This is a genomic window from Pseudocitrobacter sp. 73 (genome assembly GCF_008369545.1).
Lineage (GTDB): Bacteria > Pseudomonadota > Gammaproteobacteria > Enterobacterales > Enterobacteriaceae > Pseudocitrobacter > Pseudocitrobacter vendiensis.
In genome coordinates, this window is sequence record NZ_VTZO01000033.1 from 11,282 (window position 1) to 34,480 (window position 23,199).

Consider the following 23,199-nt stretch of genomic DNA (forward strand, 5'->3'; position numbering starts at 1 on the left):
CAAAACGGGGCTTTCGCCCCGTTTTTACATCACGCTGCTTCAATCTTGCGGACTTTCTCCGGCAACTTTACCGGTTTGGTCGCCAGCGCGTCAGCGTCGAAATCATCCACGTTAATACTGCGCAGACGGCTCTCTTCAGCCTTAATCAGAATATTGGCTTCTTCCTGATCGATAAGCCCTTTCGCCAGTGCGTTACGCGCCAGTTCATCCAGACGGGTAAACGGCAGGTTTTTGCCAATCTCTTTGCAGATCCGCTGGTGGATAGGATCTGCCGCCATCACATCAATTAACGCTTCTTCCAGCAAACCGACCGGGTTATGTTCGCTCGGCGTCAGATACTGACCACGGCCAATACGGGAGCGCGTGGCACATGGCGTTTGCAGGATCTTCGCCACCTGATGGTCCAGCTTATCCGACGGCGCATGATAATGGCGACCGGTCGGGAAAATAACCACGCTCAGCGCACCGGCCACAAAGCGGTTCGGGAAGTTTTTCAGCAAATCATCTATCGCCTGCTCTGCCTGATACAGCGCATCCTGCACGCCCCAGTGAACCAGCGGTAAATCGGCTTCGTTACGCCCTTCATCGTCATAGCGTTTCAGTACCGCAGAGGCGAGATAGAGCTGACTCAGCACATCACCCAGACGTGCGGAGATACGTTCGCGGCGTTTCAGGCTGCCGCCAAGTACCGCCATTGACACGTCAGAGAGCAGCGCGAGGTTGGCGCTCAAACGGTTCAGATGCTGATAGTAGCGACGCGTCTGGTCATGCGTCGGCGTGGCGCTGGTTAAGCCGCGCGTCAGGCCAAGCCAGAAGCTACGCACTTTATTACTGCCCACATGGCCGATGTGTTTAAACAGCAGGTTATCAAACGCTTTCACGTCTTTGTTCTGCGCGGCGGCCATTTCGTCCAGCACATACGGATGGCAGCGAATCGCGCCCTGACCGAAGATCATCATGCTACGTGTCAGGATGTTCGCGCCTTCAACGGTGATAGCAATCGGCGCGCCCTGGTAAGCACGGGCGAGGAAGTTGCCTTCGCCGAGCATAATACCTTTACCACCCGCGATATCCATTGCATCAATAATTGACTGCTGACCACGGTGGGTACAGTGATATTTCACAATCGCTGACAGCACCGCCGGTTTTTCGCCGAGCATAATGCCGTAGGTAATTAACGATGCAGCCGCATCCATTACGTAGGCGTTGCCGCCAATGCGCGCCAGCGGCTCTTCGATCCCTTCCATTTTACCAATGGAGACTTTGAACTGACGGCGGATATGCGCATACGCCCCGGTCGCCAGCGCCACCGATTTCACGCCGCCCGTCGAGTTTGACGGCAGGGTGATCCCACGGCCAACCGACAGACACTCAACCAGCATACGCCAGCCCTGTCCGGCCATTTTCGGGCCGCCAATGATGTAGTCGATAGGGACGAAGATATCCTGACCACGGGTCGGGCCGTTCTGGAACGGTACGTTCAGCGGGAAGTGGCGACGGCCAATTTCCACGCCCGGCGTGCTGGTCGGAATCAACGCACAGGTGATGCCCAGATTCTCTTCGCCGCCCAGCAGTTTATCAGGGTCGGTGAGTTTAAATGCCAGCCCCAGCACGGTGGCGATAGGTGCCAGCGTAATGTAGCGTTTGTTCCAGGTCAGGCGCATCCCCAACACCTGCTCGCCCTGCCATTCGCCCATGCAGACGACGCCGGTATCCGGAATGGCGCCCGCATCGGAACCCGCTTCCGGGCTGGTCAGTGCAAAGCAAGGGATCTCTTGCCCACGCGCCAGGCGCGGCAGATAGTGGTTTTTCTGCTCTTCAGTACCATAATGCTGTAACAGCTCCCCCGGCCCTAATGAGTTCGGTACGCCAACGGTGATCGCCAGAATCCCCGACACGCCGGAAAGTTTTTGCAGCACACGCGCCTGAGCATAAGCGGAGAACTCCAGCCCACCGTACTCTTTCTTGATGATCATCGCGAAGAAGCGATGCTCTTTCAGATACGCCCACAGTTCCGGTGGCAGATCCGCCATTTCATGGGTAATTTCGAAGTCGTTTGCCATACGGCAGGCTTCTTCTACCGGGCCGTCGATAAACGCTTGTTCTTCCGCTGTCAGGCGTGGCTGCGGATAGTTATGCAGCTTTTTCCAGTCCGGGTTACCGCGGAACAGGTCGCCTTCCCACCAGGTGGTACCGGCATCAATCGCTTCTTTCTCCGTGCGCGACATCGGCGGCATCACCTTACAGAAGGTGCGGAACACCGGCGCAGAGATCATCGCGCGGCGCATGGAAGGTACGTTGAACGGCACCAGAATAATTGCCAGCGGCACCAGCAGCCAGATATTCCACAGCCCTGCGGCGCCGAGTGCAGCGGTCCAGGCCAGTAATATCAGGCTGCTCAGCGTTAAGCTGACGCGGTGATAGAAGAGCACACCGAGTAAAGCAATGGTTGCAACAATACTCAAAATCATCATAGAGAAATGCTCCCTGTCTTGTAGGAGGTCTGACCACTTGTGATAGTATTGTTCTAGTTGATGTCATTTCTTTTAGCAATGTGATTACAAAATAATTACAACTCAGCTCACATTGTTGCCGCTTTCATAGGCACCAAAAATCAAAAGCCATCGGGAAGTGGTGGGCTTTAGCTTCTCGCTGCTGATGCTATCCGGTACACTGTGAAAAAGTTATTTCACCCATACTGAAGGATTATCCTCATGTACCAGGATCTTATTCGTAACGAACTGAACGAAGCGGCAGAAACGCTGGCTAACTTCCTGAAAGATGAAGCCAATATCCACGCGATTCAGCGTGCAGCGGTGCTGCTGGCCGACAGCTTCAAAGCGGGTGGTAAAGTGTTATCTTGCGGTAACGGTGGTTCCCACTGTGACGCGATGCACTTTGCTGAAGAGCTAACGGGCCGCTATCGCGAGAACCGTCCGGGCTATCCGGCGATTGCGATTTCCGATGTCAGCCACCTCTCATGCGTGAGCAATGATTTCGGTTATGAATATGTCTTCTCTCGTTACGTCGAATCCGTTGGCCGCGCAGGTGACGTCCTGCTGGGGATCTCCACGTCAGGCAACTCCGGTAACGTGATCAAAGCGATTGAAGCAGCGCGTGCGCAGGGGATGAAAGTGATCACCCTGACCGGTAAAGACGGCGGCAAAATGGCGGGCTCTGCGGATATCGAAATTCGCGTGCCGCACTTTGGCTATGCCGATCGCGTTCAGGAAATTCACATTAAAGTGATCCATATCCTGATTATGCTGATCGAAAAAGAGATGGTTAAAGCGTAAGAACGACGGGGCTTCGGCCCCGATTAGCGGTGGGGGTGTAGAATGTGTGAACTGCTCGGGATGAGCGCAAATGTGCCAACCGATATCTGCTTCAGTTTTACCGGGCTGGTTCAGCGCGGTGGCGGCACCGGCCCGCATAAAGATGGCTGGGGAATCACCTTTTACGAAGGCAAAGGGTGTCGCACATTCAAAGATCCCCACCCAAGCTACCAGTCACCGATTGCCAAACTGGTGCAGGAATATCCGATAAAATCCTGTTCGGTGGTGGCGCATATCCGTCAGGCTAATCGTGGCAACGTGGCGCTGGAAAACACCCATCCGTTTACCCGAGAGCTGTGGGGACGCAACTGGACCTACGCCCACAACGGCCAACTTGACGGTTATAAATCGCTGGAAACCGGCAACTTCCGCCCGGTCGGCGAAACCGACAGTGAAAAAGCTTTTTGCTGGCTGCTGCACAAGCTCACCGAACGCTATCCGCGCACGCCGGGCAATATGCCTGCAGTATTTAAATACATTGCGACGCTCGCCGCACAATTGCGCGAAAAGGGCGTATTCAACATGCTATTGTCCGATGGACGCTATGTGATGGCGTTCTGCTCCACCAACCTGTTTTGGATCACCCGGCGGGCGCCATTTGGTGTAGCGACACTGTTGGATCAGGACGTGGAAATTGATTTTCAGCAGGAGACGACCGCCAACGACGTGGTCACAGTGATTGCGACCCAGCCGCTGACGGGGAACGAAACCTGGCAAAAGATTATGCCAGGCGAATGGCGATTATTTTGCCTCGGGGAGCGTGTAATTTGATGCCAGCTGCGGCTGTACCACTTCGTGGCTCAGCGGCTTGCTGACGACATAGCGCCCGTCAACCACAGAAACGATAGGCGGCTTATGCGTCTGCTGGAAGTAGTCATACCCCGGCTTCAGCTGCTGCCAGAAATCTTTATAGGTTGAGTATTTATGACGTTCCATATTGGCATCGTTCATGCGGAACGGATAAATGCTCACCTGCACGCTCTGCTGGCCGAAGACTAACGCCCCAGTCACAAACTGGAAAATCTCATCAATACCGGAATCGGTCATCGCGTAGCAACCCACCGACACGCATGCGCCGTGGATCATTAAATATTTCCCTTCATAACCGTGTGCGCGGTCATAAGCATTAGGGAAACCGATGTTAATGGCTTTGTAGAAGCGGCTGTCCGGTTTGAGCTGGCTGCGCTGTACGGAGTAAAACCCTTCCGGACTTTTGAAGTCACCCTGGCGACGTTTCGGGCCCAGGCCGCCGGAGTAATTACAGATGCGGTAGCTATCAAGGAGTTGATATGTCTCGCCCATTTTGACGTACAGGTCAAGTGCGCGTTCTTCTTTGAAGATCTGAACGTAAACCGGTGAACCCATTAACTGTTGCTTATATTCTTTACTGACCGGCGTCATCGGGCTGTTGCTGCTCAGCAACCCGGCAAATGACATGCACGGCATGAGAAGCATCGCAATGAAAAATGCGATTTTGCGCATACTACGTGTTCCTTGATAAACAAAAACCACATGCCAGGAAGGCAAGAGAGAGACAAAATCAGAGTTATCTGTCTTTAGAGACGCTCACATTAGCATCACAGCATTTTTTCGCAAGAGGGGGATTATGGAGTTTACATTTAAGTTTTCATCCTCCCGCTAAAAACAGCGCATAACACGCCTCAATATCAACAGATTGCGTACCCAAACCACGCCTGGTAAGCGATGCGCGCTCAGGCAAAAATATCGATGCTTTGCGTAATAGCTCGCATTTTAGCGCCGAATTCAGCGGAACTGCTGCCGGGCGCGGTAATATAGTGTTAAGATTCATTAACGTTATCATTCTGGGGAAAATATGCCTTTTCTATATGGCTATCCTGTCTGATTCGTTCCTCAACGTCTGACAGACACCCTCAGGTGGTGGAAGTGTAAGAAAGGATGCGTTTCTCTCCTCATCGCCCATCATGGAATGATTCGGGGTTAATACCGTCACTCCTTTCTTTATGTATCGTTAATCACAACGCTGGCCTTAACGGATACCTGCTAACAGTATGATTAAAATAACAAAGGGTCTCGATATTCCCCTTGCGGGCGTACCCGAACAACAACGCATCGATAATGTCCCGGTGACGCGCGTCGCGGTAAAAGGCGACGATTATGTCGGCCTGCGTCCGTCAATGGCCGTGCAGGAAGGCGATCGCGTACTGAAAGGGCAACTGCTTTTCGACGATAAAAAAATCCCCGGCGTGCGCTTCACTGCGCCAGCCAGCGGCATCGTCAGCGCCATTCATCGCGGTGAGCGCCGTGTACTTCAGTCCGTCATCATTGATATCGACGGCGATGACGCCGTTACATTTCCCCATTTTGCCGCCGATGAGTTGGCAACGCTGCCGCGCGAAACCGTTGAAGCACAACTGATTGAGTCCGGTTTATGGACTGCAATGCGTACCCGTCCTTTCAGCAAATCGCCAGTGCCGGGCACGCAGCCAGCAGCGATTTTTGTCACCGCGATGGACACCAATCCTCTGGCCGCCGATCCGCAGCCGATCATTCTTGCCCAGCGTGAAGCATTCGACGCGGGCCTGACGCTGCTCACGCGCCTCACCGACGGTAAAGTGCACGTCTGCCAGGCGAGCGGCGGCAAGCTCGGCGGCCATCCGTGTGGGCAGGTGACGTTTAATCAGTTTACCGGGCCGCATCCCGCGGGGTTAGTGGGTACGCACATTCACTTCCTTGAGCCGGTAAGCCTCGAAAAACAGGTCTGGCACCTGAACTATCAGGACGTAATCGCTATTGGCAAACTCTTCCTCGATGGTGAGTTGTGGGTGGAGCGTGTGATAGCGCTCGGCGGGCCGCAGGTGAAACAGCCGCGCCTGCTGCGTACGCGTCTGGGCGCCTCGCTGGAGGAACTCACGCAGGGCGAACTGCTGGAAGGCGAGAACCGCGTGTTATCCGGTTCCGTACTCAACGGCAGCCAGGCAGTTGGCCCGCAGGCATTCCTGGGGCGTTTTCATTTGCAGGTGAGCGTGCTGAAAGAAGGGCGCGAAAAAGAGCTGCTTGGCTGGGTTGCGCCAGGCCGCGACAAATTTTCCATCACCCGTACTACGCTCGGTCACTTCCTGAAGCGCAAACTCTTTAACCTCTCCACCGATACCCACGGCGGCGCACGCGCGATGGTGCCGATTGGCAACTATGAGCGCGTCATGCCGCTGGATATTTTGCCGACGATGCTGCTGCGTGACCTGCTGGCGGGCGATTCCGACAGCGCGCAGGCGCTGGGCTGCCTGGAGCTGGATGAAGAAGACCTGGCGCTTTGTACCTACGTCTGTCCTGGGAAATATGAATATGGCCCGGTGCTGCGCAGCGTGTTAACCCAAATTGAGCAGGAAGGATAAGTGATGGGCCTGAAGCATCTGGTCGAAAAACTTGAGCCGCACTTCACCCACGGCGGCAAGCTGGAAAAATATTATCCCCTGTACGAGGCGGCAGCGACGCTGCTGTATACGCCGGGGCAGGTAACGAAAGGCGCGGCGCACGTACGCGACGCCATCGACCTCAAACGCATGATGATTCTGGTCTGGTTTGCGGTCTTCCCGGCAATGTTCTGGGGAATGTACAGCGTCGGTCTGCAAACCATCCCGGCGCTGCATAAACTGTATGGCGCGGAACAGCTTCAGCAGGTGATTGCTGCAAACTGGCACTACAGCCTGGCGCAGGCGTTGGGCGTAAGTTTCGCACCAGACGCCGGCTGGCTCAGCATGATGACGCTGGGCGCGGTCTTCTTTGTACCGATCTACGCTACCGTATTCCTGGTCGGTGGTTTCTGGGAAGTGCTGTTCGCAATTATTCGCAAGCATGAAGTCAACGAAGGCTTCTTTGTCACATCCATTCTGTTTGCGCTGATCGTCCCGCCCACCATGCCACTCTGGCAGGCGGCGCTGGGCATCTCTTTCGGCGTGGTGATCGCCAAAGAGATCTTCGGCGGCACCGGGCGCAACTTCCTCAACCCGGCACTGGCCGGGCGCGCGTTCCTGTTCTTTGCCTACCCGGCGCAAATCTCCGGCGACCTGGTGTGGACGGCGGCGGACGGTTTCTCTGGCGCGACGCCGCTTTCCCAGTGGGCAAGCCACGGCGGGGAAACGTTGGTCAACGTGGCGACCGGGCAGCCGGTAACGTGGATGGACGCCTTCCTCGGCAACATTCCCGGTTCAATTGGTGAAGTCTCGACGCTGATGATTTTGCTCGGCGGAGCCATCATCATCTACGGGCGTGTGGCCTCCTGGCGCATTGTCGCCGGGGTGATGCTCGGCATGATCGCCAGCGCCACGCTGTTTAACGTTGTGGGTTCCGACACTAACCCGATGTTTGCCATGCCGTGGTACTGGCATTTGGTGCTCGGCGGTTTCGCGTTTGGCATGATGTTTATGGCGACTGATCCCGTCTCGGCGTCATTTACCGATAAAGGGAAGTGGTGCTATGGCGCGTTGATTGGCGTGATGTGCGTACTTATTCGCGTGGTAAACCCGGCTTATCCGGAAGGAATGATGCTGGCGATTCTGTTCGCCAACCTCTTTGCGCCGCTGTTTGACTACCTGGTGGTGCAGGCCAACATTAAGCGGAGGAAGTCGCGTGGCTGAAGTGAAAAGTAACGATAGCATCGGCAAAACGCTGCTGGTGGTGCTGGTGCTCTGCCTGGTCTGTTCAATCGTGGTGGCGGGTTCGGCGGTAGGATTGAAATCCCGCCAGCAGGAACAGCGCGCGCTCGATAAACAGCGCAATATTCTCGCCGTCGCCGGGCTGATGCAGCAAGGCATGTCGACGGACGATGTGGCCGATATTTTTAGTGAACGCATCACCCCGCGCCTGCTGGATTTGAAAACTGGCAACCTGCTCGACAGCGACCCGGCGTCATTCAACCAGGCGCTGGCGCTAAAAGATCCGGAGCAAAGCATCCAGCTCGATGCCCATGATGATCCGGCGGGCATTAAGCGTCGCAGCAACGTGGTTGAAATCTATCTGGTTAAAGACGCCCAACAAAAGGTACAAGAAATTGTGCTGCCGGTTTACGGCAACGGGCTGTGGTCGATGATGTACGCGTTTGTCGCGCTGGATACAGATGGCCGCACGGTCAAAGGCATCACCTATTATGACCAGGGCGAAACCCCGGGGCTGGGTGGTGAAATCGAAAACCCGAACTGGCGCGCGCAGTTTATCGGTAAAAAAGTGGTCGATGACAGCGGCAAACCGGCGCTGAAAGTGGTGAAAGGCGGGGCCCGTCAGGGTGATGAATACGCGGTGGATGGCCTTTCCGGCGCCACGTTAACCGCTAATGGCGTACAGCATAGTTTTGATTTCTGGATGGGCGACCTCGGTTTTGGCCCGTTCCTGAAACAGGTTCGTGAAGGAGTGCTGAATAATGGCTGAACAGGGCGATATGAAAGAAGTGAAGCGCGTACTGGTGGGGCCGTTGATTGCCAACAACCCGATAGCGCTTCAGGTCCTCGGCGTCTGCTCGGCGCTGGCGGTGACCACTAAACTGGAAACCGCATTCGTGATGACGATTGCGGTGACGCTGGTCACGGCGTTTTCCAGCATGTTTATCTCGATGATCCGCCACCATATTCCAAACAGTGTGCGCATCATCGTGCAGATGGCGATCATCGCTTCGCTGGTGATCGTCGTCGATCAGCTGCTGCGCGCCTTCGCTTATGAGATCTCAAAACAGCTCTCGGTCTTCGTCGGCCTGATCATCACCAACTGCATCGTGATGGGGCGCGCGGAAGCGTACGCCATGAAAGCGCCGCCGCTGGCGAGCTTTATGGACGGCATCGGTAACGGCCTGGGATATGGCGCGATTCTGATGATTGTTGGCTTCCTGCGCGAGCTTATCGGCAGTGGCAAACTGTTTGGCATCACTATTTTGCAAACGGTGCAAAACGGAGGTTGGTATCAGCCAAACGGCCTGTTCCTGCTGGCACCGAGCGCCTTTTTCATCATCGGCCTGCTTATCTGGGCGCTTCGCACCTGGAAGCCAGAACAGCAGGAGAAGGAGTAACCGATGGCTCACTATATTAGCCTCTTTGTCCGTGCCGTCTTTATTGAAAACATGGCGCTGGCGTTCTTCCTCGGCATGTGTACGTTCCTTGCGGTATCGAAAAAAGTCTCGACCGCGTTTGGCCTTGGCGTTGCCGTTACGCTGGTGCTGGGCATTTCCGTTCCGGCGAACAACCTCGTCTACAATCTGGTACTGCGCGATGGGGCGTTGATGGATGGCGTGGATCTCAGTTTCCTGAGTTTCATCACCTTTATTGGCGTGATAGCGGCACTGGTGCAAATTCTGGAGATGATCCTCGATAAATACTTCCCGGCGCTGTATACCGCGTTGGGGATCTTCCTGCCACTTATTACCGTGAACTGCGCCATCTTTGGTGGCGTATCGTTTATGGTTCAGCGCGACTATAACTTTGGCGAATCTATCGTCTACGGTTTCGGCTCCGGTATTGGCTGGATGCTGGCAATTGTCGCCATGGCCGGGCTGCGCGAAAAAATGAAATATTCAAACGTCCCTGCGGGTTTGCAGGGCTTAGGGATCACCTTTATCACCACTGGTTTGATGGCGCTTGGCTTTATGTCGTTCTCCGGCGTGCAGCTATAAGGGGCGAAGAAAATGGAAATTATACTTGGCGTGGCCATGTTCACCCTGATCGTACTGGCGCTGTCGGTGCTTATCCTGTTTGCCAAATCGAAGCTGGTGAACTCGGGCGATGTGGTGATTGAAATCAACAACGAAGCCGACCGACAGATCCGTACGCCAGCGGGTGATAAACTGCTGAATACGCTCTCCAGCAACGGGATTTTCGTCTCGTCCGCGTGCGGTGGCGGCGGCTCCTGTGGCCAGTGTCGCGTCAAAATTAAAGAGGGTGGCGGTGACATCCTGCCGACTGAACTGGCGCATATCACCAAACGCGAAGCCAAAGAGGGCTGCCGTCTGGCGTGTCAGGTCGCGGTGAAGCAGGACATGAAAATTGAACTGCCGGATGAGATCTTTGGTGTTAAAAAATGGGAATGCGAGGTTATCTCTAACGATAACAAAGCGACGTTTATCAAAGAGCTGAAGCTGGCGATCCCGGCAGGCGAGGTCGTACCGTTCCGCGCGGGGGGCTATATTCAGATTGAATGCCCAGCGCATAAAGTGGCTTACGCCGATTTTGACGTGCCTGATGAGTACCGTGCCGACTGGGATAAATTCAATCTTTTCCGTTATGTTTCTGAGGTAAAAGAACCGACGGTGCGCGCCTACTCCATGGCGAACTATCCGGAGGAGAAGGGCATCATCATGCTCAACGTGCGCATTGCCACGCCGCCGCCAAGCGTGCCGGATGCCCCACCGGGGATTATGTCCTCTTACATCTGGTCGCTGAAAGCGGGCGATAAAGTGACGATTTCCGGGCCGTTTGGCGAGTTCTTTGCTAAAGACACGGATGCCGAAATGGTCTTTATCGGCGGCGGCGCGGGGATGGCGCCGATGCGCTCGCACATTTTTGACCAGCTTAAACGCCTGCACAGCAAGCGGAAAATCAGCTTCTGGTACGGTGCGCGTTCCCTGCGTGAAATGTTCTATCAGGATGAATTCGAACAGCTGGCGCGTGACAACCCGAACTTCACCTTCCACATCGCGCTTTCGGACGCGCTGCCGGAAGACAACTGGACGGGTTACACGGGCTTTATCCATAATGTTCTGTATGAGAACTATCTGCGCGACCATCCGGCCCCGGAAGATTGTGAGTTCTATATGTGTGGGCCGCCGATGATGAACGCGGCTGTCATCAAAATGCTCAAAGACCTGGGCGTGGAAGATGAAAACATCATGCTCGATGATTTTGGAGGCTGATGATGCTTACGGTATTTCTGGCGACGTTTGCGATTTTCGCGCTGGTGATCCTCGGGATGTCACTGGGGTATATCATCAAGCGTAAAAGCATCCAGGGCAGCTGTGGCGGTATTACCTCGCTCGGGCTGGAAAAAGTCTGCGACTGCCCGGAGCCCTGTGATGCGCGCAAAAAGCGCATGGCGCGCGAAGCGTTGCAACAGCAGAAGAGGATTTTGTAAACCCCCGCAAGCTGCGTGCATTAATGCCCGGTGGCGCTTCGCTTACCGGGCCTACCTATCACTCGAGCAGTAGGCCGGATCAGGCGTAGCCGCCATCCGGCAATGCAGACCGTTTTCTCTCTTCTCACGCCCTCTAATTATACTGTATACTTGTCCAGTAACGTCCGGGGGCTATGTATGCGCAAAATTATCCACGTCGATATGGACTGCTTCTTCGCAGCGGTAGAGATGCGCGATAATCCTGCGCTGTGCGACATCCCCATCGCCATTGGTGGCAGCCGTGAACGACGTGGCGTCATCAGTACCGCCAACTACCCGGCGCGTAAATTCGGCGTACGTAGCGCCATGCCCACCGGCATGGCGCTTAAGCTTTGCCCGCACCTCACGCTTTTACCCGGCCGTTTTGACGCCTACAAAGAAGCCTCTGAGCACATCCGCGAAATCTTCTCTCGCTATACTTCGCTGATTGAACCCTTGTCGCTCGATGAAGCCTATCTCGACGTCAGCGACAGCGTGCACTGCCACGGTTCTGCCACGCTGATTGCGCAGGAAATTCGGCAGACTATCTTCAACGAATTACAGCTCACGGCTTCCGCAGGTGTCGCCCCGGTGAAATTTCTCGCCAAAATTGCCTCCGATCTTAATAAACCCAACGGCCAGTTTGTTCTCACGCCCACTGACGTTCCCGCGTTCCTGAAAACGTTGCCGCTGGAAAAAATCCCCGGCGTCGGCAAAGTATCCGCCGCGAAGCTCGAAAGCATGGGGCTGAAAACCTGCGAAGACGTGCAGAAAAGCGACCTTGCCATGCTGTTAAAGAGCTTTGGTAAATTTGGCCGCGTACTGTGGGAGCGCAGTCAGGGCATTGATGAACGCGCCATCAATAACGAACGGCTGCGCAAATCGATCGGTGTAGAACGTACGCTGGCGGAAGACATCCACGACTGGTCAGCGTGTGAAGCGATTATTGAACGTCTCTACCCGGAGCTGGAGCGTCGGCTGGCGAAGGTCAAACCCGACCTGCTGATTGCCCGCCAGGGTGTGAAACTCAAATTTAATGACTTCCAGCTCACGACTCAGGAGCACGTCTGGCCGCGTCTGAACAAAGAAGACCTGATCGCCACCGCCTACAAAAGCTGGCACGAACGCCGCGCCGGGCGCGGTGTCCGACTGGTGGGGCTGCACGTTACGCTGCTGGATCCACAACTTGAAAGACAGCTCGTTTTAGGATTGTGATGTATACTATAATGTACATTATGAAGTGCATTATTTTATGGAGAGTAATAGTATGCATCGAATTCTCGCGGAAATATCTGTCAATATCACGGAGTTACGAAAAAACCCGTCCAGATACTTTATCGATCAACCTGTTGCGGTTCTGTCGAATAACAAACCCGCAGGCTATTTGTTAAGCGCCAGCGTATTTGAGGCGTTAATGGATTTACTCGCTGAGCATCAGGACGTAAAAAATGTCAGCGCCCAGTTTCGCCCCAGCGCCGCAAGGTTGGAGGAAATGACGCGCCGTGCAGAACGCTACCTCAATGATGTAACGGATGATGATTTAAATGACTTTAAGGAATAGGAATGCGGGTGTTCAAAACGAAGCTGATTCGCCTCCAGCTTACCGAGAAGGAACTTGTGGCACTAACGGCGGATTTCATCTCCTATAAACGAGATGGCATATTACCTGACATTTTTGGGCGTGATGCTGCATACGACAGCCCTTACACCTGGCCGCTGGTTAAATCAGAGAGCGTAGCGCACATTCACCTGGCGTCAGCAGAGAAGCCTTTCCCACCGCAGTTGCGGCAATTCAACAGAACGAATGACGAAGCGCATCTGGTCTATTGTCAGGGCGCATTTGATGAACAGGCGTGGCTATTGATCGCCATTCTGAAACCGCAGCCTCATCAGCAGGCGCGTGATAATAATCAAATGCAGAAAATTGGCAAAATGGCAGAAGCATTCCGCATGCGTTTTTAAAGAGAACGAGAAATCATGAACATTCGTCCCTGGCAGCCGCATGAGCTGCCGCAGCTATGTCAGATTTTCCTGCGTGCGGTGCGCGAGACAGCCAGTCAGCACTATTCAGCCACGCAGATTGCTGCCTGGGGGCAGGTGGATGACGCGCAGTGGCGGCAAAAACTCGCCTCTTCGGTCGTGCTGGTGGCGGAAGTGGATGGAAATATTGTCGGTTTTATCACCGCCGTTGGGCATTACATCGACCTGCTTTTTGTCTCGCCAGATTACGCGCGGCGGGGGATTGCCGGGGCACTGCTACGGGCATTGCTGGCGAAAATGCTACCGGGAAAAGTGACCGTCGCGGCGAGCATTACGGCAAAACCGTTCTTTGAAGGTCAGGGATTTGTACTGGTGCGCGAGCAAAACGTCGAGGCGAGGGGAGAGTGGTTTATTAATTACCTGATGGCGCGAGAGGTATAAAAAAGCCGGGCAGTGATTGCCGCCCGGCTTGCAGGATATTACTTCGCCGGAATCGCTTTCAGCAGTTCAGTCAGCAGCGTCCAGTAATGGCCCACGCTTTCGATATGAACCTGCTCATCCGGGGAGTGCGGGCCCGTAATGGTTGGCCCGATAGAAACCATGTCCATTTCCGGATACGGTTTTTTGAACAGACCGCACTCCAGACCGGCGTGGATAACCTGGATGTTCGGCGTCTTGTTGAACAGACGCTGATAGGTTTCGCGCACCAGATGCATCACCGGAGAGTTTGCGTCCGGCTGCCAGCCAGGGTAGCTGCCTTTGGCTTCGGTTTTCGCGCCAGCCAGTTTACCCAGTGAATCCAGCATGCTGACCACATATTCTTTACCGGTGTCGATGAGCGAACGAATCAGGCAGTGGATTTCCACGTTGTCGTCAGTCATGGTCACAACGCCGACGTTCAGGGAGGTTTCAACCACGCCTTTTGCCACGTCAGAGTTGCGGATCACACCGTTCGGCGTAGCGTTCAGCAGGCGAACGAAAGCATCGCGAGACTGCGCGGTCAGCGCGGCTTTATCGTTGCTGACGGACTCCAGCAGCACGGTCAGATTCTTCTCTTTCTCAGCCAGTTCGTTTTTCAGGATATCCTGATACTGGCCAACCAGTGCCTTCAGCGATTCTACTTTATCCGCCGCCACGGCAACGGTAGAGAATGCTTCACGCGGGATGGCGTTACGCAGCGTACCGCCGTTGAAATCGACCAGACGCAGATCCAGTTCTTCCGCGTGTCCTGCCAGGAAACGCACCAGCAGTTTGTTGGCGTTGCCCAGACCGACGTGGATTTCGCCGCCGGAGTGGCCGCCTTTCAGGCCTTTCAGCGTCAGCTTAAAGCTCTGGAACCCTGCCGGAATGGCTTCGCGATCGAGGTGCAGGTTGGAGGTAAAATCGATACCGCCCGCGCAACCCATGTAGATTTCACCCTCTTCTTCAGAGTCGGTGTTAATCAGAATATCTGCTTGCAGCCAGTTGGCTTTCAGGCCGAATGCGCCGTCCATCCCTGCTTCTTCGGTCATGGTCAGCAGCACTTCCAGCGGCCCATGTTCTACTTTATCGTCAGCCAGTACCGCCAGTGCGGAAGCCATACCGATACCGTTGTCGGCGCCCAGCGTGGTGCCGCGGGCTTTCACCCACTCGCCATCGATATACGGCTGGATTGGATCTTTAGTGAAGTCATGGACGGTATCGTTATTTTTCTGCGGCACCATATCGAGGTGCGCCTGCAGAACGACCGGTTTACGGTTTTCCATTCCGGCGGTTGCGCCTTTACGAATCAGAATGTTACCGACGTCGTCGCGTTCCGTATGGAAACCTTTTTCTTTCGCCCAGCCGATGATGTGTTCAGCCAGTTGCTCTTCGTGATAAGACGGGTGAGGAATAGAACAAATTTTGGCAAAAATATCCCACAGCGGTTGTGGGGAGAGTTGAGACAGTTCCGACACGATGAGTCTCCTTACGGCGTTATGCATCTGGAATGAGTGTAATAAATAGCGAAACAGACACCACAAGCAGCGCTTGCGAGATAGGGTCGAGAATACCACTTTCTGCCTTATCTGGTAGAACAAACCACGGAAAAAGAGGGGCAGAGTGCCCTTAAGGCTGGTTTTTAGTGCGTCAGATCTCTATAATCTCGCGCAACCTATTTCCCCCTTGAACACTTTTTAAGCCGTATAACACAGGCTGGGATATTTTCACATGAGCGAAAAATACGTCGTCACCTGGGACATGTTGCAGATTCACGCCCGCAAACTGGCAAGCCGTCTGTTACCTGTTGAACAGTGGAAAGGCATCATTGCCGTTAGCCGTGGGGGTCTGGTACCAGGCGCTCTGCTGGCACGTGAACTGGGCATTCGTCATGTTGATACCGTATGCATCTCCAGCTACGACCACGACAACCAGCGCGAGCTGACCGTCCTGAAACGCGCTGAAGGCGACGGTGAAGGTTTTATCGTGATCGACGACCTGGTTGATACCGGTGGTACTGCAGTGGCTATCCGCGAAATGTATCCTAAAGCACACTTCGTCACCATCTTCGCTAAACCGGCAGGTCGCCCGCTGGTTGACGATTATGTGATTGATATCCCGCAGGATACCTGGATTGAACAGCCGTGGGATATGGGCGTGGTCTTCGTACCGCCTATTGCTGGCCGTTAATTCCTGCAATAAATGCGATTCCAGCGCCCGGCAATGCCGGGCGTTGTTTTTTTTACTGCCTGGCGCGGTACAATAGTCCAAAGCTCGTATTCATGGAGATCATGCGATGTCAGAGGCGAATCTTAGCGAAACCCTGTTCAAACCGCGTTTCAAACACCCTGAAACCTCCACGCTGGTGCGTCGATTTAACCCAGGGAGCGATCCTGCGGTGCAGTCTGCGCTTGACGGTAAAACCGTCCCGCACTGGTATCGCATGATTAACCGCCTGATGTGGATCTGGCGCGGTATCTCGCCGCAGGAAATTCTTGATGTGCAGGCGCGCATCGTGATGAGCCAGGCCGAGCGCACCGACGAAGGCATGCTCGACACCGTGGTCGGCTATCGCGGCGGCAACTGGATCTACGAATGGTCAACGCAGGCGATGCAATGGCAGCAAAAAGCGACGCAGGAAGATGACCCGCTACTCAGTGGCCGTCACTGGCTGCATGCCTCCAATCTCTACAGTATTGCGGCTTATCCGCACCTGAAAGGCGACGATCTTGCAGAACAGGCGCAGGTGCTGGCGAACCGCGCCTATGCCGAAGCGGCTAAACGTCTGCCAGGGGAGATGCGGGAACTGGAAATTGCTATTCCTGGTGGCTCGCCTGTGAGCGCGTTCCTGCACATGCCAAAAGGCGATGGCCCATTCCCGACGGTGCTGATGTGCGGCGGTCTCGACGGCCTGCAAATTGATTACTACAGCTTATATGAACACTACTTTGCGCCGCTGGGCATTGCCATGCTCACCCTGGATATGCCGTCGATTGGTGGCTCATCGAAGTGGAAACTGACTCAGGACTCCAGCCAGCTGCATCAGCACCTGCTGCGAGAACTGCCCAATATTCCGTGGGTCGATCATACGCGCGTTGCGGCGTTTGGCTTCCGCTTCGGCGCGAACGTGGCGGTGCGCCTGGCGTATCTCGAATCTCAGCGCCTGCGCGGCGTGGCCTGCCTGGGCCCCATCGTGCATTGCCTGTTGAATGACCCGTTGCGTCAGGGCCGGGTACCAGAGATGTATCTCGACGTCCTCGCCTCGCGTCTGGGCATGCATGATGCCTCCGATGACGCGCTACGCATTGAACTGAACCGTTATTCGCTGAAAACGCAGGGTTTACTGGGCCGCCGTTGCCCCACGCCGATGCTGTCTGGTTACTGGAACAACGATCCGTTCAGCCCGGAAGAGGAGTCGCGGCTTATCGTTTCTTCCTCGTCAGAGGGTAAGCTTCTGAACGTGCCATTTAACCCGGTGTACCGCAATTTTGATAAAGCGCTGAAAGAAATTGCAGGGTGGATCAATAATAGATTTGGTTAATAGATTGCTAAATTTTATTGATTTGGTAAAACAGTTGCATCATCAAAGGAGATCGCAATGACGTTACCGAGTGGACACCCGAAAAGCAGACTGATTAAAAAACTCACTGCGCTAGGCCCTTACATCCGTGAAGAGCAGTGTGAAGAGAACCGCTTCTTTTTCGATTGCCTTGCTGTATGTGTGAACGTTAAGCCAGCGCCTGAAAGCCGTGAATTCTGGGGATGGTGGATGGAAATGGAAGCGGAAGAAGACCGCTTCACCTACAGCTACCAGTTTGGTCTGTTCAATAAAGATGGCAAATGGCAGGCGATGGCGATTAAGGATCCTGAAATTAATGAGCGCGTAGAGCAAACGTTACGCGGGTTTCACGAGCGAGCACGCGAGTTACTGGCAACATTAGACCTGAAACTGGAACCAGCAGACGGTTTTGACGACGAGCCGATGCGTTTATCTGCTTAACGCGATGAGAGTAGGCCGGATAAGGCGTTCACGCCGCATCCGGCAATAACAAAGCGCACGTTGTCAGCAATATGAGCCCACCTGATTAGGCGGGCTTTTTTATCAGAACTGGTAAGTCATCCCCAGCGCGACGATATCATCATCGTTGATACCAAGTTTATTATCGCTTTTCAGCTGGTTGATGCGGTAATCAACAAACGCGGACATGTTCTTGTTGAAGTAATAAGTTGCGCCCACATCAATATAATTTACCAGGTCTTCACTTCCGACGTTCTCAATATCTTTGCCTTTAGATAAGACATAACCCAGCGATGGGCGGAAGCCGTTATCGAACTGATACTGTGCGACGACCTCAACGTTTTGCGCTTTATTAGCAAAGCCACCCGAAATCGGCGTCATGTTACGGGTTTCAGAATAGAAGGTCGCCAGATAAATATTATTGGCGTCATATTTCAGGCCTGTAGCCCAGGCTTCAGCTTTATTACCCTGACCACGTGGAGCGAGTGCTGTATTTTGCTGGTCCGCCGTACGGTCAGAAGACGTGTACGCGCCGCTGATAGCGAAATCGCTGCCGCCAAAGTCATAGGCCAGTGAAGTGCCAAAACCGTCGCCGTTTTGTTTTTTCACGTCGCGGTTTTCGTTTTTTCCTTGATATTGCAGGGTTATATCAAGACCATCCACCACGCCGAAGAAATCGGTATTACGATAGGTCGCCAGGCCGCTGGCGCGTTTGGTCATGAAGTTATCGGTTTGCGCGGAAGAGTCGCCGCCGAATTCCGGGAACATATCGGTCCAGGCTTCCACGTCATACAGTGCGCCAAGGTTACGACCATAATCGAAAGAACCGAAATTTTTCAATTTCAACCCGGCAAAGGCCAGACGTGTTTTTTGTGTAGAATCACTTTCGGTTTTATTGCCAGAGAATTCAGACTCCCAACGGCCATAGCCGGTTAACGCTTCATTAATCTGCGTTTCGCCCTTAATACCAAAACGCACATAAGTCTGATCGCCATCTTTGCTATCATAATCACTGATATAATGCATGGCCTTCACTTTGCCATACACATCCAGTTTATTGCCATTCTTGTTATACACCTCTGCCGCCTGTACTGCGGAAGTTGTGGTTAATGCGCTAATCATCATTAATGCCAGAGTGCTTTTTTTCATTTTCCTTTCCTGATTTTTAATAAGGCAAAATTTATAAAAATGTATCCACATGAAAAACAGAAAGGGTTGTAACTTTTCTCAATGAAAGATTTATGACAATGTGAGATTTATTCTGAAAAAGTGCCGTTAATTAAATTTGTCATAAAAGCGTCAAAACGTGCGGTTAAGCTTACTGATCGCGCGCAATAAAATACCTCGCTTTCCTCGCTGCCTGTTGGCAAGCGGGCTGACACCTGATAAAACGTGAACCTGGTTTCATTTTTTCACTTTTAACGGCAGAGAATCATGAGTGATAGTCAGACGCTGGTGGTCAAACTGGGCACCAGTGTTTTAACGGGCGGATCGCGCCGCCTGAATCGCGCGCATATCGTTGAACTGGTTCGCCAGTGTGCTCAGCTTCACGCGGCCGGGCATCGAATTGTCATTGTAACGTCAGGAGCAATTGCCGCCGGGCGTGAGCATCTGGGTTACCCTGAACTGCCCGCGACTATCGCTTCGAAACAACTGCTGGCCGCTGTCGGCCAGAGCCGCCTCATTCAGCTGTGGGAACAACTGTTCTCTATTTACGGTATTCACGTCGGGCAGATGTTGCTGACCCGCGCGGATATGGAAGACAGAGAACGCTTCCTCAACGCGCGCGATACCCTGCGCGCGCTGCTCGATAACAATATCGTGCCGGTGATTAACGAGAATGACGCGGTTGCCACTGCTGAAATTAAAGTCGGCGATAACGACAATCTGTCTGCGCTGGCGGCGATTCTGGCCGGTGCCGACAAACTGCTGCTGCTGACCGATCAACAGGGCCTCTTCACCGCCGACCCGCGCAGCAACCCGGACGCCAAACTGATTACCGATGTACACGGCATTGATGATGCTCTGCGCGCCGTCGCGGGCGACAGCGTTTCTGGCCTCGGTACGGGCGGAATGGGCACCAAATTGCAGGCCGCTGATGTCGCCTGCCGGGCCGGTATTGAAACCATTATCGCCGCAGGCAGCCGCCAGGGCGTGATTGGCGACGTGATGGCGGAAGTCTCCGTCGGAACGCGCTTCCACGCGCAGGACACGCCGCTTGAGAATCGTAAACGCTGGATCTTCGGCGCACCGCCGGCGGGTGAAATTACCGTCGATGAAGGCGCAACCTCCGCGATTCTGGAACGCGGCAGTTCATTACTTCCAAAAGGCATTAAAAACGTGACCGGTAACTTCTCCCGTGGCGAAGTGATCCGTATTCGCAGCCTTGAAGGGCGGGATATTGCGCACGGTGTTAGCCGTTATAACAGCGACGCGCTGCGCCTTATTGCCGGACACCACTCACAGCAAATCGATGCTATTCTCGGCTATGAGTACGGCCCGGTTGCCGTCCATCGTGACGATATGATCACCCGCTAAGGAGTTCACCATGCTCGAACAAATGGGCATTGCTGCTAAACAGGCTTCTTATAAGCTGGCGCAGCTATCGAGCCGTGAAAAGAATCAGGCTCTGGAAAAAATTGCTGATTATCTGGAAACATTTAGCGCAGAGATCCTCGACGCTAACCAGCAGGATCTGGCTGACGCGCGCGCCAACGGCCTGAGCGAGGCGATGCTCGACAGGCTAGCGCTCACTCCGGCGCGTCTCTCCGCCATCGCCAGCGATGTGCGCCAGGTTTGCACGCTCGCCGATCCGGTAGGGCAGGTGATTGACGGCGGGCTGCTCGACAGCGGCCTGCGCATTGAACGTCGACGCGTGCCGCTCGGTGTGATTGGCGTGATTTATGAAGCGCGCCCGAACGTCACCGTTGACGTTGCCAGCCTGTGCCTGAAAACCGGTAATGCGGCGATTCTGCGTGGCGGGAAAGAGACTCATCGCACCAACGCCGCCACGGTGAAGGTTATCCAAAAAGCGTTGCAGGAGTGCGGGTTACCGGCGGGCGCCGTTCAGGCGATCGACAACCCGGACCGCGCGCTGGTCAGCGAAATGCTGCGCATGGATAAATACATCGACATGCTGATCCCACGCGGTGGCGCAGGGTTACACAAGCTTTGTCGTGAACAGTCGACGATCCCGGTGATCACCGGTGGGATTGGCGTGTGTCATATCTATGTGGATGACACGGCTGAAATTGAACCGGCGCTGAAAATCATCGTCAACGCCAAAACCCAGCGCCCGAGCACCTGTAATACGGTGGAAACACTGCTGGTGAATCAGAATATCGCGGAACGTTTTCTGCCTGCGCTGAGCAAGCAGATGGCGCAGAGCGGCGTGACGCTGCACGCGGCAGACAACGCCATGGCGCTGTTAAAAGCGGGCCCGGCGCAGGTTGTGGCGGTGAAAGCGGAAGAGTTCGATAACGAATTCCTGTCGCTGGATCTTAACGTAAAGGTTGTGGCTGGCCTGGACGACGCTATCGCCCACATCCGTGAGCACGGTACCCAGCACTCCGACGCCATCCTGACGCGCACCCTGAGCAACGCCAACCGCTTCGTCAACGAGGTCGACTCCTCGGCGGTCTACGTGAACGCCTCCACGCGCTTCACCGACGGCGGCCAGTTCGGCCTGGGCGCAGAAGTGGCCGTCAGCACCCAAAAACTGCACGCACGCGGCCCGATGGGCCTCGAAGCGCTGACCACTTACAAATGGGTTGGCTTTGGTGACGATACGATTCGTGCCTAATTAACGCCGGGTGATGCAAAAGTAGCCATTTGATTCTAAAGGCCATTGACGCATCGCCCGGTTAGTTTTAACCTTGTCCACCGTGATTCGCACTCGTGAACACGTCCTTTTCAGGGCCGATATAGCTCAGTTGGTAGAGCAGCGCATTCGTAATGCGAAGGTCGTAGGTTCGACTCCTATTATCGGCACCATTAAAATCAAATTCTTACGTAAGATCTTATCATTCTCCCACCAAAAAATTATTTTCATGTAACAGCTGGTGTAAGTAAATTCTATCAACGAAGATCAATCTTATCTACTGACCAAAAAGGCCTGATAGGGCTTCGCTCACTATACATCCGTGGCTGCAGGTTTAGTTGTCCATGTCTACACCACTCCTAAATTTAATGTGTTGGCAATGTGTTCAATAAAGCTCGAACAAATTAGCTCATTATGATCGGTTAATACTTCAACTTCTGGTTGCATGATTGTTTGTCCGTAAAAAGATAACGCGCCCGCCGGGTAGTAGCAGGCGCATTACGCAATAGGTAAACAAGGGAGGAAGTTCAGAAATGTAAATCGGGAAGGTTGTACGCAATGTTCATCGTACTACGTTGTTACGGCTTTGCCGCAACAAGCCAGTTGCCTGCCGCGCTCGCAGAATGTCTACAGCCCGGAGATAAGGAGATTGTTCCTGCCAGCTAAATCCCTTCCTGTCTATACGAACCAGCTCGTATTTTTCTACCAGAAAATTCACGGCATCGGCTAGGGTGATACCGGCATCGATGTGTTCCTTAATCACAGCCTCATTGCAGAATGGCGTGTCGTTTATTGTCAGACCATAGTGCTGTTCCAGCAGACGTGTCAGTAACATTTGCCAGACAGCCACGGGTGACAGGCAGGGCTTCACCGCCCGCTGAGTTGTTGCAGGTAAAGTTTTCATGTTTGCTCTCGTGAAGGTAATTAACGCTGAGTGGGGTAAATGGCGATGTATACGTAGCCGCAACTGCCAAGGGTGTCGGCTTCGCAGGTTAAATCGTTGTGGTACAGGGTAACGCAGTGGGCATGGTGGGTGCTGAGTTCACCAGTGGTCAGCATCGATTCCATCTGGCGGATAAAGTGCGGGAATGTTTCATCCAGCTTCCGGTATTCGATGTCACTGAACTTGCCGGTCATGCTGGCCCGGTCAGCCAGATAATGCAGTCGGTTGCCTTCCTGCACCAGACGGGCTCCCAGACGTGGCGTGATATCACGCTGCAGACCCCATGTGATTTTGCTCATTGATAACCTCTTTATTGTCAGTTCAGGGTGATGCTCATCAGGCAGGCATAAGGCCCCTCGCGGTCCTGGCGGCGTTCGGCGTATACCGCCAGGACTCCTGTGATATCCGGAACGTCCCTGCCGGTGTAATGGCAGACGCTACCGTGCCACTGGTATTTGCCGGTGCAGAAACGAAAGATTCGGGACTCAGGATGCTGGCGGTATATCGTCATTGCCCGGCGTTTACTGATAATTTTCAT

General features: G+C 54.1%; 25 protein-coding genes and 1 tRNA gene. 19 read left to right on the forward strand and 7 right to left on the reverse strand.

Annotated elements, in window-relative coordinates:
- Positions 1-29: 29 nt before the first annotated feature.
- Entirely contained in the window at positions 30-2,474 is a 2,445-nt protein-coding gene (gene fadE / locus F0Q32_RS23465) for an acyl-CoA dehydrogenase FadE (RefSeq protein ID WP_149464923.1), read from the reverse strand.
- A gap of 240 nt (positions 2,475-2,714) precedes the next feature.
- Between fadE and lpcA the strand changes: the two genes are divergently transcribed.
- Together lpcA and F0Q32_RS23475 are read left to right on the forward strand one after the other, a co-directional pair.
- Positions 2,715-3,296: a D-sedoheptulose 7-phosphate isomerase gene (gene lpcA, locus F0Q32_RS23470; protein WP_015965778.1), complete on the forward strand. Its 582-nt coding sequence runs from the start codon at positions 2,715-2,717 to the stop codon at positions 3,294-3,296.
- 42 nt (positions 3,297-3,338) lie between these two features.
- A complete protein-coding gene (locus tag F0Q32_RS23475) occupies positions 3,339-4,106 on the forward strand; it encodes a class II glutamine amidotransferase (RefSeq protein ID WP_149464924.1) in 768 nt (255 codons plus the stop codon).
- On the opposite strand, the gene dpaA is transcribed toward F0Q32_RS23475, so the two are convergent.
- Positions 4,077-4,817, reverse strand: a complete 741-nt coding sequence (dpaA, locus tag F0Q32_RS23480; RefSeq protein ID WP_149464925.1) for a peptidoglycan meso-diaminopimelic acid protein amidase — start codon at positions 4,815-4,817, stop codon at positions 4,077-4,079. The two genes, F0Q32_RS23475 and dpaA, sit on opposite strands and share 30 nt — an antisense overlap.
- A gap of 548 nt (positions 4,818-5,365) precedes the next feature.
- On the opposite strand from dpaA, the gene F0Q32_RS23490 reads away from it, so the two are divergent.
- The 11 genes from F0Q32_RS23490 to F0Q32_RS23540 all read left to right on the forward strand — a co-directional run bounded on the left by F0Q32_RS23490 (position 5,366) and on the right by F0Q32_RS23540 (position 13,862).
- Entirely contained in the window at positions 5,366-6,709 is a 1,344-nt protein-coding gene (locus tag F0Q32_RS23490) for a Na(+)-translocating NADH-quinone reductase subunit A (protein ID WP_149464927.1), read from the forward strand.
- A gap of 3 nt (positions 6,710-6,712) precedes the next feature.
- Entirely contained in the window at positions 6,713-7,951 is a 1,239-nt protein-coding gene (locus F0Q32_RS23495; RefSeq protein ID WP_149464928.1) for an NADH:ubiquinone reductase (Na(+)-transporting) subunit B, read from the forward strand.
- Complete coding sequence (locus F0Q32_RS23500) at positions 7,944-8,738, forward strand: Na(+)-translocating NADH-quinone reductase subunit C (protein ID WP_149464929.1); 795 nt, start codon at positions 7,944-7,946, stop codon at positions 8,736-8,738. Before F0Q32_RS23495 ends, F0Q32_RS23500 begins: the two co-directional genes overlap by 8 nt.
- Positions 8,731-9,369, forward strand: a complete 639-nt coding sequence (locus F0Q32_RS23505; RefSeq protein ID WP_015965772.1) for an NADH:ubiquinone reductase (Na(+)-transporting) subunit D — start codon at positions 8,731-8,733, stop codon at positions 9,367-9,369. Before F0Q32_RS23500 ends, F0Q32_RS23505 begins: the two co-directional genes overlap by 8 nt.
- 3 nt (positions 9,370-9,372) lie before the next feature.
- The gene (nqrE, locus tag F0Q32_RS23510) at positions 9,373-9,969 is read left to right on the forward strand and encodes an NADH:ubiquinone reductase (Na(+)-transporting) subunit E (protein ID WP_015965771.1); all 597 of its coding nucleotides are present in this window, start codon (positions 9,373-9,375) and stop codon (positions 9,967-9,969) included.
- A gap of 12 nt (positions 9,970-9,981) precedes the next feature.
- Complete coding sequence (nqrF, locus tag F0Q32_RS23515) at positions 9,982-11,205, forward strand: NADH:ubiquinone reductase (Na(+)-transporting) subunit F (RefSeq protein WP_149464930.1); 1,224 nt, start codon at positions 9,982-9,984, stop codon at positions 11,203-11,205.
- A 2-nt stretch (positions 11,206-11,207) separates the two neighbouring features.
- Complete coding sequence (gene nqrM, locus F0Q32_RS23520; protein ID WP_188016906.1) at positions 11,208-11,423, forward strand: (Na+)-NQR maturation NqrM; 216 nt, start codon at positions 11,208-11,210, stop codon at positions 11,421-11,423.
- A gap of 177 nt (positions 11,424-11,600) precedes the next feature.
- The gene (gene dinB, locus F0Q32_RS23525) at positions 11,601-12,656 is read left to right on the forward strand and encodes a DNA polymerase IV (RefSeq protein WP_149464932.1); all 1,056 of its coding nucleotides are present in this window, start codon (positions 11,601-11,603) and stop codon (positions 12,654-12,656) included.
- A 52-nt stretch (positions 12,657-12,708) separates the two neighbouring features.
- The gene (gene yafN, locus F0Q32_RS23530) at positions 12,709-13,002 is read left to right on the forward strand and encodes a type I toxin-antitoxin system antitoxin YafN (RefSeq protein ID WP_149464933.1); all 294 of its coding nucleotides are present in this window, start codon (positions 12,709-12,711) and stop codon (positions 13,000-13,002) included.
- 2 nt (positions 13,003-13,004) lie between these two features.
- Positions 13,005-13,403 carry a type II toxin-antitoxin system YafO family toxin gene (locus tag F0Q32_RS23535; protein WP_149464934.1) on the forward strand — a complete coding sequence of 133 codons (399 nt, stop codon included), beginning with the start codon at positions 13,005-13,007 and terminating at the stop codon, positions 13,401-13,403.
- A 15-nt stretch (positions 13,404-13,418) separates the two neighbouring features.
- Positions 13,419-13,862: a GNAT family N-acetyltransferase gene (locus F0Q32_RS23540; RefSeq protein ID WP_149464935.1), complete on the forward strand. Its 444-nt coding sequence runs from the start codon at positions 13,419-13,421 to the stop codon at positions 13,860-13,862.
- A 38-nt stretch (positions 13,863-13,900) separates the two neighbouring features.
- Here F0Q32_RS23540 and pepD read toward each other — a convergent pair whose 3' ends face one another.
- Complete coding sequence (gene pepD / locus F0Q32_RS23545) at positions 13,901-15,358, reverse strand: cytosol nonspecific dipeptidase (RefSeq protein ID WP_149464936.1); 1,458 nt, start codon at positions 15,356-15,358, stop codon at positions 13,901-13,903.
- 253 nt (positions 15,359-15,611) lie between these two features.
- Between pepD and gpt the strand changes: the two genes are divergently transcribed.
- The 3 genes from gpt (at position 15,612) to crl (ending at position 17,880) form a co-directional block, all read left to right on the forward strand.
- Positions 15,612-16,070, forward strand: coding sequence for a xanthine phosphoribosyltransferase (gpt, locus tag F0Q32_RS23550; protein ID WP_015965764.1), 459 nt, complete (start codon positions 15,612-15,614; stop codon positions 16,068-16,070).
- 106 nt (positions 16,071-16,176) lie between these two features.
- A complete protein-coding gene (gene frsA / locus F0Q32_RS23555; protein WP_149464937.1) occupies positions 16,177-17,421 on the forward strand; it encodes an esterase FrsA in 1,245 nt (414 codons plus the stop codon).
- A 57-nt stretch (positions 17,422-17,478) separates the two neighbouring features.
- Entirely contained in the window at positions 17,479-17,880 is a 402-nt protein-coding gene (crl, locus tag F0Q32_RS23560) for a sigma factor-binding protein Crl (RefSeq protein WP_149464938.1), read from the forward strand.
- A 102-nt stretch (positions 17,881-17,982) separates the two neighbouring features.
- Here crl and phoE read toward each other — a convergent pair whose 3' ends face one another.
- Positions 17,983-19,047, reverse strand: a complete 1,065-nt coding sequence (gene phoE, locus F0Q32_RS23565; protein ID WP_149464939.1) for a phosphoporin PhoE — start codon at positions 19,045-19,047, stop codon at positions 17,983-17,985.
- A gap of 285 nt (positions 19,048-19,332) precedes the next feature.
- Between phoE and proB the strand changes: the two genes are divergently transcribed.
- The 3 genes from proB (at position 19,333) to F0Q32_RS23580 (ending at position 21,891) form a co-directional block, all read left to right on the forward strand.
- A complete protein-coding gene (gene proB / locus F0Q32_RS23570; RefSeq protein WP_107193098.1) occupies positions 19,333-20,436 on the forward strand; it encodes a glutamate 5-kinase in 1,104 nt (367 codons plus the stop codon).
- Positions 20,437-20,446: 10 nt separating this feature from the next.
- Positions 20,447-21,700, forward strand: coding sequence for a glutamate-5-semialdehyde dehydrogenase (gene proA, locus F0Q32_RS23575; RefSeq protein ID WP_149464940.1), 1,254 nt, complete (start codon positions 20,447-20,449; stop codon positions 21,698-21,700).
- 115 nt (positions 21,701-21,815) lie between these two features.
- Positions 21,816-21,891 (forward strand) — tRNA-Thr (locus tag F0Q32_RS23580).
- Between the two features lie 389 nt (positions 21,892-22,280).
- On the opposite strand, the gene ykfI is transcribed toward F0Q32_RS23580, so the two are convergent.
- From ykfI to F0Q32_RS23595, 3 genes are read right to left on the reverse strand one after another with little or no spacing between them, the layout of a single operon-like run.
- Entirely contained in the window at positions 22,281-22,622 is a 342-nt protein-coding gene (ykfI, locus tag F0Q32_RS23585) for a type IV toxin-antitoxin system toxin YkfI (protein WP_003031349.1), read from the reverse strand.
- A gap of 20 nt (positions 22,623-22,642) precedes the next feature.
- Positions 22,643-22,960, reverse strand: coding sequence for a type IV toxin-antitoxin system YeeU family antitoxin (locus F0Q32_RS23590; protein WP_003031347.1), 318 nt, complete (start codon positions 22,958-22,960; stop codon positions 22,643-22,645).
- A gap of 17 nt (positions 22,961-22,977) precedes the next feature.
- Entirely contained in the window at positions 22,978-23,199 is a 222-nt protein-coding gene (locus F0Q32_RS23595) for a DUF987 domain-containing protein (protein WP_003031346.1), read from the reverse strand.

Coding starts and splice junctions, on each gene's coding strand:
- fadE (WP_149464923.1), bottom strand. CDS start 2,474: ATGATGATTTTGAGTATTGTTGCAACCATTGCTTTACTCGGTGTGCTC.
- lpcA (WP_015965778.1), top strand. CDS start 2,715: ATGTACCAGGATCTTATTCGTAACGAACTGAACGAAGCGGCAGAAACG.
- F0Q32_RS23475 (WP_149464924.1), top strand. CDS start 3,339: ATGTGTGAACTGCTCGGGATGAGCGCAAATGTGCCAACCGATATCTGC.
- dpaA (WP_149464925.1), bottom strand. CDS start 4,817: ATGCGCAAAATCGCATTTTTCATTGCGATGCTTCTCATGCCGTGCATG.
- F0Q32_RS23490 (WP_149464927.1), top strand. CDS start 5,366: ATGATTAAAATAACAAAGGGTCTCGATATTCCCCTTGCGGGCGTACCC.
- F0Q32_RS23495 (WP_149464928.1), top strand. CDS start 6,713: ATGGGCCTGAAGCATCTGGTCGAAAAACTTGAGCCGCACTTCACCCAC.
- F0Q32_RS23505 (WP_015965772.1), top strand. CDS start 8,731: ATGGCTGAACAGGGCGATATGAAAGAAGTGAAGCGCGTACTGGTGGGG.
- nqrE (WP_015965771.1), top strand. CDS start 9,373: ATGGCTCACTATATTAGCCTCTTTGTCCGTGCCGTCTTTATTGAAAAC.
- nqrF (WP_149464930.1), top strand. CDS start 9,982: ATGGAAATTATACTTGGCGTGGCCATGTTCACCCTGATCGTACTGGCG.
- nqrM (WP_188016906.1), top strand. CDS start 11,208: ATGCTTACGGTATTTCTGGCGACGTTTGCGATTTTCGCGCTGGTGATC.
- dinB (WP_149464932.1), top strand. CDS start 11,601: ATGCGCAAAATTATCCACGTCGATATGGACTGCTTCTTCGCAGCGGTA.
- yafN (WP_149464933.1), top strand. CDS start 12,709: ATGCATCGAATTCTCGCGGAAATATCTGTCAATATCACGGAGTTACGA.
- F0Q32_RS23535 (WP_149464934.1), top strand. CDS start 13,005: ATGCGGGTGTTCAAAACGAAGCTGATTCGCCTCCAGCTTACCGAGAAG.
- F0Q32_RS23540 (WP_149464935.1), top strand. CDS start 13,419: ATGAACATTCGTCCCTGGCAGCCGCATGAGCTGCCGCAGCTATGTCAG.
- gpt (WP_015965764.1), top strand. CDS start 15,612: ATGAGCGAAAAATACGTCGTCACCTGGGACATGTTGCAGATTCACGCC.
- frsA (WP_149464937.1), top strand. CDS start 16,177: ATGTCAGAGGCGAATCTTAGCGAAACCCTGTTCAAACCGCGTTTCAAA.
- crl (WP_149464938.1), top strand. CDS start 17,479: ATGACGTTACCGAGTGGACACCCGAAAAGCAGACTGATTAAAAAACTC.
- phoE (WP_149464939.1), bottom strand. CDS start 19,047: ATGAAAAAAAGCACTCTGGCATTAATGATGATTAGCGCATTAACCACA.
- proB (WP_107193098.1), top strand. CDS start 19,333: ATGAGTGATAGTCAGACGCTGGTGGTCAAACTGGGCACCAGTGTTTTA.
- proA (WP_149464940.1), top strand. CDS start 20,447: ATGCTCGAACAAATGGGCATTGCTGCTAAACAGGCTTCTTATAAGCTG.
- ykfI (WP_003031349.1), bottom strand. CDS start 22,622: ATGAAAACTTTACCTGCAACAACTCAGCGGGCGGTGAAGCCCTGCCTG.
- F0Q32_RS23590 (WP_003031347.1), bottom strand. CDS start 22,960: ATGAGCAAAATCACATGGGGTCTGCAGCGTGATATCACGCCACGTCTG.
- F0Q32_RS23595 (WP_003031346.1), bottom strand. CDS start 23,199: ATGAAAATTATCAGTAAACGCCGGGCAATGACGATATACCGCCAGCAT.